Source organism: Psychromonas antarctica (genome assembly GCF_022267535.1).
In the GTDB taxonomy this organism is placed as follows: Bacteria; Pseudomonadota; Gammaproteobacteria; order Enterobacterales; family Psychromonadaceae; genus Psychromonas; species Psychromonas antarctica.
The window spans coordinates 1-11,245 of the sequence record NZ_JAHNZV010000090.1 but is presented as its reverse complement, the minus strand read 5'-3'; the positions used below and the strand labels follow the sequence as shown (position 1 = coordinate 11,245).

Annotated in this window: 11 protein-coding genes; 3 read left to right on the top strand and 8 right to left on the bottom strand. The window is 39.4% G+C overall.

Annotated features, from left to right (window positions below; translation table 11 throughout):
• Window positions 1-138 precede the first annotated feature (138 nt).
• On the top strand, window positions 139-1,704 hold the full coding sequence (locus KSO91_RS13765; protein WP_238743593.1) for a GGDEF domain-containing protein: 1,566 nt from the start codon (window positions 139-141) through the stop codon (window positions 1,702-1,704).
• Window positions 1,705-1,926: 222 nt separating this feature from the next.
• On the opposite strand, the gene KSO91_RS13760 is transcribed toward KSO91_RS13765, so the two are convergent.
• The 4 genes from KSO91_RS13760 to KSO91_RS13745 form a co-directional block, all read right to left on the bottom strand.
• A complete protein-coding gene (locus tag KSO91_RS13760) occupies window positions 1,927-2,451 on the bottom strand; it encodes a TIGR00645 family protein (RefSeq protein WP_238743591.1) in 525 nt (174 codons plus the stop codon).
• A 624-nt stretch (window positions 2,452-3,075) separates the two neighbouring features.
• Window positions 3,076-3,327 (bottom strand): TIGR03643 family protein, encoded by a 252-nt coding sequence (locus KSO91_RS13755; RefSeq protein ID WP_275114001.1) that lies wholly within the window; start codon window positions 3,325-3,327, stop codon window positions 3,076-3,078.
• Between the two features lie 102 nt (window positions 3,328-3,429).
• Window positions 3,430-4,980, bottom strand: a complete 1,551-nt coding sequence (locus KSO91_RS13750) for a cryptochrome/photolyase family protein (protein WP_238743589.1) — start codon at window positions 4,978-4,980, stop codon at window positions 3,430-3,432.
• 20 nt (window positions 4,981-5,000) lie between these two features.
• The gene (locus KSO91_RS13745; protein ID WP_338049774.1) at window positions 5,001-5,144 is read right to left on the bottom strand and encodes a DUF2256 domain-containing protein; all 144 of its coding nucleotides are present in this window, start codon (window positions 5,142-5,144) and stop codon (window positions 5,001-5,003) included.
• 478 nt (window positions 5,145-5,622) lie between these two features.
• On the opposite strand from KSO91_RS13745, the gene pepT reads away from it, so the two are divergent.
• Both pepT and KSO91_RS13735 read left to right on the top strand, forming a co-directional pair.
• Window positions 5,623-6,861: a peptidase T gene (gene pepT / locus KSO91_RS13740; RefSeq protein ID WP_238743585.1), complete on the top strand. Its 1,239-nt coding sequence runs from the start codon at window positions 5,623-5,625 to the stop codon at window positions 6,859-6,861.
• Complete coding sequence (locus KSO91_RS13735; RefSeq protein WP_238743583.1) at window positions 6,855-7,100, top strand: DUF3389 domain-containing protein; 246 nt, start codon at window positions 6,855-6,857, stop codon at window positions 7,098-7,100. Before pepT ends, KSO91_RS13735 begins: the two co-directional genes overlap by 7 nt.
• 169 nt (window positions 7,101-7,269) lie before the next feature.
• On the opposite strand, the gene KSO91_RS13730 is transcribed toward KSO91_RS13735, so the two are convergent.
• The 4 genes from KSO91_RS13730 to KSO91_RS13715 all read right to left on the bottom strand — a co-directional run bounded on the left by KSO91_RS13730 (window position 7,270) and on the right by KSO91_RS13715 (window position 10,624).
• Window positions 7,270-7,413 (bottom strand): hypothetical protein, encoded by a 144-nt coding sequence (locus KSO91_RS13730; RefSeq protein WP_238743582.1) that lies wholly within the window; start codon window positions 7,411-7,413, stop codon window positions 7,270-7,272.
• A gap of 182 nt (window positions 7,414-7,595) precedes the next feature.
• The gene (locus tag KSO91_RS13725; protein WP_238743580.1) at window positions 7,596-9,317 is read right to left on the bottom strand and encodes a SulP family inorganic anion transporter; all 1,722 of its coding nucleotides are present in this window, start codon (window positions 9,315-9,317) and stop codon (window positions 7,596-7,598) included.
• A gap of 7 nt (window positions 9,318-9,324) precedes the next feature.
• Window positions 9,325-9,747, bottom strand: coding sequence for a protein tyrosine phosphatase family protein (locus tag KSO91_RS13720; protein WP_238743578.1), 423 nt, complete (start codon window positions 9,745-9,747; stop codon window positions 9,325-9,327).
• 10 nt (window positions 9,748-9,757) lie between these two features.
• On the bottom strand, window positions 9,758-10,624 hold the full coding sequence (locus KSO91_RS13715; RefSeq protein ID WP_238743576.1) for an MBL fold metallo-hydrolase: 867 nt from the start codon (window positions 10,622-10,624) through the stop codon (window positions 9,758-9,760).
• Window positions 10,625-11,245: the final 621 nt, after the last annotated feature.

Genomic DNA, 11,245 nt, shown 5'->3' with positions numbered 1-11,245 from the left:
TTGTTGTATTATCCTTTGTCTAGTTAACAAGTATTTTACCACAATGAGACATCAACCTCTTTAAAATCATCGAGTTATTTGGGTTTTATTGTTTGTTTTGAATCCCGAAACTTGAGTTATTATTAAAATGAATTTAAAATGCCCGATTTAGATATTCGCACTCTACTTGTTATAACAGCCCTTGTCTCGATTGGTTCTGCTATCGCTTTGATTTCACTGTGGCGTTCACAGTCTCGGTGTAACGGCGCAGGTTTCTGGGCTGCGGGTATGTCCTGTATAGCCGTCGCCAGTGTCTTAATCTCCGGGCGAGGAAGTATTAACGATTTCATTTCTATCGTTGTCGCTAACTCGCTTTATGTTGTTGGGTTTTTGCTTGTCTTACGGGGAATTCGTGTTTTTGCTGGTCGCCCCCCATTACTGTATTTTGATTTTGCTTTGCCTCCCATCACCGCTGCACTTTTCTATTATTTCAATTATGTCGAGCAAAATATAAATATCAGAATAGCCGTTCTTTCTTCCGCATTTATGTTCACTTGCCTAGCGATTGTTGTCACTTTATTACGTGAAAAAACAGCGCCTTGGCGATCTGCAGGATTCTCAGTGGCTACTGTTTTTGGCTTATTTGGTATTTCCCACGGCGTTCGGGGAACAATAGCACTGCTGTCCCCATTCGAGACTTCTTTTATGGAGCCAAGTCTTTCGTCGTCGCTAGTCTTTCTGGGAGGAATATTTATCCTTGGCGGTAGTGCGATAACGCTCATCTTGTTGACTTATGCGGTTTTGGAGTTGGAACTTCAAATTATTTCTCTTGCAGTTAGTCAATCAGCCTCATCAATCGTGATTACCGATACAAATGGATTTATTAAGTATGTCAATCCGGCCTGTATAAAGAAAACTGGGTATTTACAAGAGGAGCTCATTGGCGAAAATCCTCGCGTTTTGCGTTCTGGCGAAACGAACCCCGAAGAATACGCCACACTTTGGAAAACACTCTCAATGGGGAAGACTTGGCGGGGAGAGTTTCATAACCGTAAAAAGAATGGGGAACTATTTTGGGAAATTGCCTCGATAGCGCCGGTTAAAAAGAAGAATGGAACTATTACGCACTATGTTGCGATGAAGGAAGATATAACCGCGCTAAAGAATGCTGAGGAACGTATTCTCCATATGGCTAATCATGATGCCCTGACAGGCCTACCTACGCGGCGACTTGCAATGGATCGTCTGCAGCGAAGTTTGGCAAATGCGAAACGGAACAAGACAATGGTGGCGGTCCTGTTTGTCGATCTTGATGCTTTTAAAAGGGTTAATGATACTCTAGGACATGATGCGGGTGATCATGTACTAAAGGAAACGGCAACTCGGCTTTGTTCCTGTGTTCGGGAAATTGATACGGTAGCCCGAGTCGGTGGTGATGAGTTCTGGGTTGTACTTACTAACATGCCCAACAAAAAACGCATTATAACTATTGCAGAAAAGCTGCTCAAGGCAGCAGCTGCGCCGTATAAATTTAATAGTGATGAGATAAACATAGGAGCCAGTATTGGTATCGCTTTATACCCTGACCATAGCCCCACCCCACAAGGGCTAGTTAATTTAGCAGACCAAGCGATGTACGAAATAAAACGCAAGGGGAAAAATAATTATGCGTTTACAGAAACAATTAAGATAGCGAATGTTCAGAGTTTAGACATTAAGATCTGAGGGATCCACACATGAAATCATAAATTACCTAGCCGTATAACAATCATGCAAAACCCAAATAATAACTTTACCATCTCCCTTGTATCGTTGATCATTGACGTGGTTAAGGACCGGTTGTCCCCTTTCCTAAAAGCAAGCGCTAATCATTAAAATGAATAATCGCAACCACTTGGTCGCTAATGATATGCGCAACTATGTCGGCGATGAACTGAACTGTCATAGTTAATGATGCTTAGTATCGCCAGCGACTTTATCCATGTAAGCAAAAATAAGGCCTGAAACAACAAATGTTAAATGGATGATAACTTTCCACATGATGAGATTTGTATGTTCATTAGAAAGGCTTTCCGGAAGATTCATAAACGTTTTTAACAGATCAATTGCCGATATCGCCACAATTGCGCCGATAACTTTTAGTTTGAGTCCTGAAAAGTTAACTTTTCCCATCCATTCCGGACGATCTTCATGAGTGCCCAGATCAATTTTAGAAATGAAAATTTCGTAGCCGCTGAAAATAACCATCAGTAATAAGCTACCAACAAGTGATAAATCAACTAACGCCAAAATACCAATCACGACCCCACTTTCTGACATAGAGACAACATTACTGGCAATATGCCAAAATTCTTGAACAAATTTTACGAACAACAATACAATACTGAGCACTAAGCCCACATAAAATGGTGCTAACAGCCAACGACTTTTAAAAATGGCTGTTTCTAATGCAATCTCAAGTTTGTTCGACATGTATTCCTCGGCTATAAGCAATTGATAGGGCCAGTTAGATGGATCATTAATAGATAGTTAATCAGCGTTAGATGAAATCGGAATTTACAGATTTCATCCTCTGGCGGGTTGAACTTACAAGTGTTATTTTTGAACTGCCTGGCGGCAATGCCTAATATTTAAAGTTGTCGGCAAAGATAATCATACAATAAGATCACCGTGCAAGGAACAATATTAACAGACAATCCGTGCTTAAGTTATCACCGCTAATGCCACACAGTGATAAATCGATAAAGGTGTCATTCCTTTATCATAATATTACCTCGTAGTTTCTCACTTTGACTTATCGCGTTGAAATCAGGAAAGTACTAGCGTTATTTTCTCCCCCCCCCTAGGTTTTACCTACCATTTTGGTTTTCTTGGTGTTTTCCATAAGACTTTCCGGTCGCATTTGTCTCCATAATAAATCAAGGTATTGAAGTGGCCTAATACTACCGGACACTACATATTTTATCTTGAGTCAGGTAGGCGTGCAGAATAAGTGAAAACAGGAAGGTCATGGTTACTCCCTTATTGAATGCTGTAACACAACGCTGGTTGGCGAACCGAGGCCCACAAGGTAAAACAATACATGCTGTAAATAAATTATCGTTGTTTATATTGTGTTGGACAATACCCCCTTGTAACGTTCTCACTTCGAAGTTTTAAATGTTTCGTTGAACGGCCTCTGACCCTTTGTCGCCATAACTTGAAGCTTTGGGGTTTTAAGCGGCGGCGCATAAACTTGATCACTTCAGGCTCTTGCATCCTAAACTGCAGCTCTATCGCTTCAAAGGGCGTCCTGTCTTCCCACGCCATTTCAATAATTCTTGATTCTTCATCCATCAAAAATGTCATAAAGGTTATCCTAAAAATTGCTCAGTCATGAGAACAGTAATACGAAGACTTGACCAATAAAGACCAACTTAGGCTGCCAAATAATGTTTATTACGATGTAACCTAAAGGTTATCTAAATTATTCAATAACTTGTTAGCATGCACTTGAATTACATTTTTTTTTGCTTGTTCCATTTTATCCCAGTTCCGGATTGGAAAGCTCATGCGGTGATTTGATGCCAATTTTTCGTAGTTTTGGCTAATAAAATTCCAATAGAGGCTATTCAAGGGACACGCATTTTCACCCACTTTTTGTTTAACGTTATAATGGCAACCATTACAATAGTCACTCATTTTATTAACGTAATTCCCGCTCGCAGCATAAGGTTTTGTGGCAATCCAACCGCCGTCAGCAAAAAGTGCCATGCCACGAGTATTGGGTAGCTCAACCCATTCAATCGCGTCTATATATATACCTAAATACCATTCATCTACTTGGCTCGGAATTATGCCAGCCAATAAAGCAAAATTTCCGGTGATCATTAATCGTTGAATATGGTGAGCATAAGCATGCTCTAGTGATTGTGTTATAGCACTTTTTAAGCACCGCATTTTAGTGTTACCGTTCCAAAAAAAATCCGGTAAGTTACGCTTAGCCTGTAAAAAATTTTCATGTGCATAGTTAGGCATGTTAGCCCAGTACATGCCTCTGACATATTCTCGCCAACCTAGAATCTGCCTGATAAACCCTTCTACTTGAGGAAGTGTGATTTTTCCATCGCTATGTTCATACTCAACCGTTGCAGCTTGAATCACTTCCATCGGATTAAGCATTTTGCAATTAAGTGCAAAGCTAAGACGTGAGTGGTACAAACTCCAAGCGTAGGGTGATGCTACTGTCATCGCGTCTTGAAAACTGCCAAAATTGGCAAGCTGTTTTTCACAAAAATAATTAAGTAATAACAGAGATTGTTGACGATTAATAGGGTAGGACGTATTGACTGATTCATGCCCTATGGTTTTAATATTATGATTTTTTATGCGCTGTAAATAGTCATTTGATGGGTTTTCAAATATCAGTGGTTTAGGAATAAATTTAAGATCAGATTTTTTAAATGATTGACGATTATTGGCGTCAAAATTCCATGCATCTCCCTCCGATTTTGATCCCTTCATCAAAATACAAAAACGCTTGCGCATAAAACGATAAAAATTCTCCATTCTTACGTGAGTTGCTGCTTGAAAATGATTGCGTAACTCATCAAAAGGCAGCAAGAAGTGTTCACTTTCCACTTCATAAACAGGGAAATTAAGCAGCTTTGACATGGCTGTTAATTGTATTCGTAAGCGGTATTCGTCGGGCCGCTGGAAAGTAAAACTTTCACTCGCATAACTTACGCTTAATGCGGCTATCAATTCAGTCAGATCTTTATATTTTTGAGTATCATCTAAAGTTAGATAACAAACACGATGCCCTTTACTTTCAAGGTGCATAGCAAAATCGTGCATGGCTGAAAAAAATGCAGTTATTTTTTGAATGTGATGCTTGCTATAATTCGCTTCTTGGTGAAGCTCCGCGATAATATAAACAACATCAGAGTCGATATGTTCAAACCAACTGTGCATAGGGTTAAGCTGATCACCTAAGATAAGTTTAAGATGTGTTGCTTTCATGAATTTACCTTACTTTTAATTTAACGGTTAGTTGAACAATCGATTGATTTTTTGTTGCCACGGCATCGCGCTGAACAATACAAAACAGTTTCCCAACTCGCTCGCCACTTTTTACGCCACACAAAATCCCTTTTACAGGTGAGGCATTTTTTATGAGGTAACATTAATTTATGATGCATCGTATTTTCACTATTTGTTATGTTCACTTCGCTAAAATCAGTATTATTTAACTGCTTATCCAGTCTGGTTTTGTCTTTTTAAATTTCCCAAGCAAGCTTGATAGCTTGTTCACGCGAGTCAAATTGCACGTACCTGTACCGTTATAAAATCGAACTATAGAAAAACGATTACACTACCGAGCTGCTAATGATATGTGTGAATACATTGAGTTCCTCTATTATCGGCCCTTATTTGTTATGGCGATCATATTTTTACCTGCTTTGGAAAGTTTAAGCCTGTCTATAAACAGACTGATAGAAATAGTTGCCTCTGATTTTTTAATTTAAGCATTAAAACCCGTATACCCAGGCCAGTTATATTAGGTTGTGCTTATTAAACACCGCCTAACCTGATTTAACGCAATATAATTATCTGTGCATAGGCAAAAATAGATATCACTCAAATAATAGAAGAGCTTCTCTTATGCAAAACCTTGTCCAACGTTTCCTCAATTATATTTCTGTTGATACCCAGTCCGATGAGTCATCCGCATCCTGCCCAAGTACTTGCGGACAGGTCAAGCTTGCCAAAATACTGCACAATGAATTAATCACCCTTGGGCTTAGTGATGTAGCACTAGATGATAATGGCTATTTAACAGCCAAACTGCCAGCGAATATTGATTATGATGTGGCGGCTATTGGTTTTATTGCACATATGGATACCGCGCCTGATGCTTCGGGTAAAAATGTGCAGGCAATGATTGTTGATAATTACCAAGGTGGGGATATTACTTTAGGTTCTAGCGGCCAGGTTTTGTCGCCTAAGCAGTTCCCCGAGCTTAATTCTCTGCATGGGCAAACTTTGATAACAACCGACGGAAAAACGCTGTTAGGGGCTGATAATAAAGCCGGTATTGCTGAAATCATTACGGCTATGGTGACCTTAATCCAGAAACCTGAAATTAAGCATGGTGATATCTGTATTGGCTTTACACCGGATGAAGAGATCGGCCGCGGTGCGGATCTCTTTGATGTTAAAAAATTCGGCGCTAAGTGGGCTTATACAATTGACGGCGGCCCACTAGGTGAGCTGGAATATGAGAACTTTAATGCATCGTCTGCTGTTGTGAGCTGCTTGGGCGTGAATGTACATCCGGGTACGGCAAAAAACAAAATGGTGAATTCAATGACTATTGCTGCCGAGTTTATTTCAAAAATGCCGGCCACGCAGACGCCTGAAGCAACAGAAGGTTATGAAGGTTTTTTCCATTTAACGAATATGAAAGCGTCAGTTGCGAAAACTGAACTGAACTATATTATTCGTGATTTTGATGCTGCTGAGCAATTATCACGTATTGAATTTATTAAAACACTGGCCAGTGATATCAATAACGGTCTACAAAACGGCAGTGTTGAGGTTGAAGTCACAGAGAGTTATCGTAATATGCGGGAAAAGGTTGAACCGTTCCCGCATATAATTGACTACGCGCAAAAAGCCATGATCGCTTGTGGTATTAAGCCGGACATAAAACCGATTCGCGGTGGTACAGACGGGGCACGATTGTCATTTATGGGACTGCCGTGTCCAAATATTTTTACTGGTGGTTATAATTTTCACGGCATTCATGAATTTATAAGTGTAGAGGGCATGCACAAAGCAGTTGAAGTAATTGTTAAACTGGCTGAAATAACGGCTGAATCAGAGAAACCCCTATGCTGATTATTTTCTCTCAAGGAAGAATAATTGCCAATAACCGTGAAATCATGGTGAAACTGGAAGGTGATGCGAAAGTCACCTTACAAGCCCAAGTTGATGAACTTCAACTATTCGGCGGTGCTAATGTGATCACCGCCGTTGGCAGTGGCATAAATTGGTCTGTTCATCTTGATAATAGTGAGCAGTTACAAATTTTGTCATCTGAAATCGGTATTGGGGTTATCCAAGACAATAATAAGTAAGACCTCTATTTATTAATTAATGACGATTTTTAAAAAGGGATTTTAATTAAATAACTACAAATAGGGATAAGCAGTGCAATTAACCATAAATAGGGTTTTGCACTGTAAAATAATACAATCAAAATACTTTCAATGCACATATAACTCCTTTCAATGCACATATAACTCCTTAAACCTTTCCCTTGAGCATTGCATAATATGCAGGTTGAAGCATTTTCTCTTCCATAATCCAGACCGCCCAAGACTCCTCTCTAGAAGAAATAAATGGGAACGAAGGCATCAATTTTCCACCATAAGCAAATTCAGCAAGCATTGCTTTGCCGATCGCCGTTATTAAAGGGCAAGAAGTTTACCGTTATAATTTGCTTGTAGTTCTTTACCCGCATGAAAGGAGAGAACATTTGCTTCAACAACCGGGGCTTGTGTTTTTACACTTGCAGCCGTTTTAGCCATCTCCCAACGAAAAAAATATCAGGGTAGCGTAAATTTAGAAAATTAATGATTACAGATCGCCTTTACTGAGTGGTAAGCAGTAAATTGATCGATATAAACACCACCACTCAAATTTTCGATAAAATGGCTGTGTTGTAATATATCCATCACCGGGCCTTTCACTTCAGAAAGGTGGACCGTAATCCCCCGCTCTTTTAGATCTGATATTATTTTTTTCAGACTATCTAAAGCACTCACATCCACAGTATTAACGCCAGAACACATTAAAATTAAATGCTTTGCATCTGGGTAATCAACGATGTATTGAGGTATTTTATCTTCTAGATATTGTGCGTTAACAAAATATAGGCTTTCATCGATACGAATCGTGACAATATTAGCGCAGGTCTCAACTTCGTAACGGTCAATATTACGAAAATGTTGGCTGTTAGGCAGTAATCCGACAACGGCAATATGCGGCCGACTTGTACGCATAATATGCAGAAAAATAGAGGAAATAACGCCTAGTATAATACCTATTTCGACATTGATTAAGAGCACGCCTAAAACAGTCAAGCTCATACTAAACCCATCGGATTTTGAGGTTTTCCACACATGGAAAATAGCTTTGAAATCAATTAAAGAAGAAACAGCAACAATAATAATAGCGGCTAACACCGATTGGGGAAGGCTTTCAAATAATGGTGTGAAATAGAGTGCTGTAAGACTGATACCTATTGCGGTAAATGTGCCTGCAAGAGGAGTAGAAGCCCCTGCATCAAAGTTAACAACAGATCGTGATAAGCCCCCTGTCACCGGAAAGCCTGAACTTAATGCAGACGCTATATTTGCCCCACTTAATGCAATCAGCTCTTGATTCGGTAAGATTTTGTGATTGCTTTTAGCCGCTAATGTTTGCCCAACTGACGCGGATTCAACAAATCCAACGAGACTGATCAGGATAGCAGCCGGAAGTAACGTATATATATCATGTAAATTAATATTGGGTAATGAAAGTGCGGGTAAACCACTCGGAATAATGCCAACGACTCGAACCCCATGTGTTTGTAAATGAAACAAACTAACGATAGCGATGCATAGCAACATGACAAAAACGGGCGCGAGTTTCACTATTTGTGCTGACCATCGGCTTGGCGTACCCATTTTTATAAGGCACCTAGGCAGATAAAGACGGCTGCCAATAAGCGCCAAAAGGCTACCAATACCAATTGTAGCGGTAGAAAGATTAGTAACATTCAGCTGCTGAAATAAGCTAAAAAGTAGCTCGACTGCATTATTCCCTTGGGAAGTAACACCAAGCAGGTGTTTGCTTTGACTCACGATAATGAGTATACCCGAAGCTGTCATAAACCCTGACAACACGGGATGGCTAATAAAATGCGTTAAAAATCCCAGTCTAAATACAGCCATAATGAGTAATACTGCACCCGATAATAGCGCTAATATACTTGCGCCATAAATATATTCGACGGAACCCAGTGGATATAATTCATTTAAGGTTTCAGCGGTCATCAACGCAACAACGGCGACCGGTCCAACTGAAAGCGTTTTACTTGTGCCAAGTAGCGTGTAGACAACTAAAGGTAAAATACTGGCATACAAACCATATACAGGAGGTAACCCTGCGACCATAGCATAAGCTAAACTTTGTGGTATTAACATCAGCGTCACGATGATAGCAGCAAGACCATCCTGTGTGGCATCTGTTTTCTGGTAACCAGGCAGCCATTGTGCAATTGGTAAGTAGGCAAGCACTTTATTCATAACATGGTTATCCAATATCAAATGAAGGGATCTGATTAATGTCGAAGACGTATCCTTGATTGTTGGCTTTCTGAATTCTATTTGCCCGCGTTTTTTTATCTTGATCACTCCCTAACCAAAGTAGACAAGAACGGGTGCCAGTTCGACAAAATGCTAATATTGGTTTGTCCATTTTATTTATATTGTCACTCATATCTTGAACGTTTTGCACAGTAATTTGCCCTGCAACAACTGGCAAATATTGATAGTTAAGACCAAGTTCTAGGCATTTCTTTTGCAGTTTATAATTCTCAATTTGGTCGTCCGCCTCTCCATCTGGACGGTTATTAATAACACTTTTATAGCCTAATTTAGCAATCACATCTAAATCTTCTAGCAAAATTTGAGGAGAGACTGAAAATTGATTCGCGAGCTGTTTTATTTCTAACATAAATAGTTCCTTATATTTTGTTCAATGGTATTTTAAGATATTGTATGCCATTTTCTTCTGCTTCAGGGAAATGACCCGCGCGCATGTTTACTTGCACTGAAGGTAAAATCAGCTTAGGCATCGACAACGTTGCATCTTTACTTTGACGTAAATTAATGAACGCAGACTCACTAACATTATGATTCAAATGGATATTGTGAGCCCGTTCCTCACCAATTGTTGTCTCGAACATAAAATTATCACGGCCAGGCGCTTTGTAGTCATGACACATAAAGACTCTAGTTTGATCAGGTAAAGCATAAAGTTTCTGTATTGAACGATATAATTGTGCGGCATTTCCGCCAGGAAAATCACAGCGGGCAGTACCATAATCAGGCATAAAGAGAGTGTCCCCTACAAAAATGCAATTACCGATTTGGTAACTCATACAAGCTGGAGTGTGTCCCGGTGTATGGAGTGCGATTGCTTTTAAATTACCGATAGTAAAAGTATCATTATCTGCAAAGAGATGATCAAATTGATTACCATCACAACAAAAATCGGAGCCAGTATTAAACACTTTAGAAAATGTCTCTTGGACTAAAGTGATGTGCTCGCCAATAGCAATTTTACCACCCAATTTCTGTTGCAAATAAGGCGCTGCGCTTAAATGGTCTGCATGTACATGGGTCTCAAGTAACCATTCAACTTGTAACTTATTATTATTTACATAGTCGACAATTTGATCGGCAGCAGAATAAGATGATCGGCCTGATGGCGCATCGTAATTAAGAACTGAATCAATGACGGCACAATGGTTTCCCGTTGGGTCTATGACGATATAACTAAAAGTATTCGTATCTTGATCAAAAAAATTGATAATCTGTGCTGAAATCATAATAGTCCCTCTCTGTATGTATAGTCGGTGAGCCGTTCCACTGGCAGAAGATTGTGTGGGCACTATAACGCGCTAGCTAAAACAGCAATCTATATACTTGTAATCTTGACCTTTAGGCTCTTTAGCTTAAATTTTTAATGGCAAAATATCTTTTCACCTGTCTGGCAGTTTTGAGTATTGCACCAGTATTAAAGTCGGTATTTTGCCAATTAATAGTAGCATATATTAGCGCGAATTAATTTAGAAGTAAATTTATTAGCGATATCTAATAAACCTTACTATAATCATGCATGCTGCGATAGCTAATCGTTTATCTTAATCAGTTCGATAGCTTTTATCGATACTGTTGAAAAGCATTCGGGTGTAGTTCCTTTGAATCGACGCTAGTCCCTTGCAATTAGTTGGATAATCGCTATTTCATGTTATAAAAACGCGAATTTTTGTAAAAAAATGCACTCCATTAATGGAACAATTAATACTTTCCGCTCCAAAACACAAAATAAGGGGCGTGGACTTTAGTCTGAGAGATCCCCACAGCATTATTCATAAAAACTTTCCTCAATCAGCGCTGAAAATGCGCTTATTAATAATTCTTCAGAAACATCATATTCTCTATGATGT

Bases quoted from the DNA above. Each gene is read 5' to 3' on its own strand.
- KSO91_RS13725 (WP_238743580.1), bottom strand. From the start codon at position 9,317: ATGAATAAAGTGCTTGCCTACTTACCAATTGCACAATGGCTGCCTGGT.
- KSO91_RS13750 (WP_238743589.1), bottom strand. From the start codon at position 4,980: ATGAAAGCAACACATCTTAAACTTATCTTAGGTGATCAGCTTAACCCT.
- KSO91_RS13760 (WP_238743591.1), bottom strand. From the start codon at position 2,451: ATGTCGAACAAACTTGAGATTGCATTAGAAACAGCCATTTTTAAAAGT.
- KSO91_RS13730 (WP_238743582.1), bottom strand. From the start codon at position 7,413: ATGCTTGCTGAATTTGCTTATGGTGGAAAATTGATGCCTTCGTTCCCA.
- KSO91_RS13755 (WP_275114001.1), bottom strand. From the start codon at position 3,327: ATGACATTTTTGATGGATGAAGAATCAAGAATTATTGAAATGGCGTGG.
- KSO91_RS13715 (WP_238743576.1), bottom strand. From the start codon at position 10,624: ATGATTTCAGCACAGATTATCAATTTTTTTGATCAAGATACGAATACT.
- KSO91_RS13720 (WP_238743578.1), bottom strand. From the start codon at position 9,747: ATGTTAGAAATAAAACAGCTCGCGAATCAATTTTCAGTCTCTCCTCAA.
- pepT (WP_238743585.1), top strand. From the start codon at position 5,623: ATGCAAAACCTTGTCCAACGTTTCCTCAATTATATTTCTGTTGATACC.
- KSO91_RS13735 (WP_238743583.1), top strand. From the start codon at position 6,855: ATGCTGATTATTTTCTCTCAAGGAAGAATAATTGCCAATAACCGTGAA.
- KSO91_RS13745 (WP_338049774.1), bottom strand. From the start codon at position 5,144: ATGTTACCTCATAAAAAATGCCTCACCTGTAAAAGGGATTTTGTGTGG.
- KSO91_RS13765 (WP_238743593.1), top strand. From the start codon at position 139: ATGCCCGATTTAGATATTCGCACTCTACTTGTTATAACAGCCCTTGTC.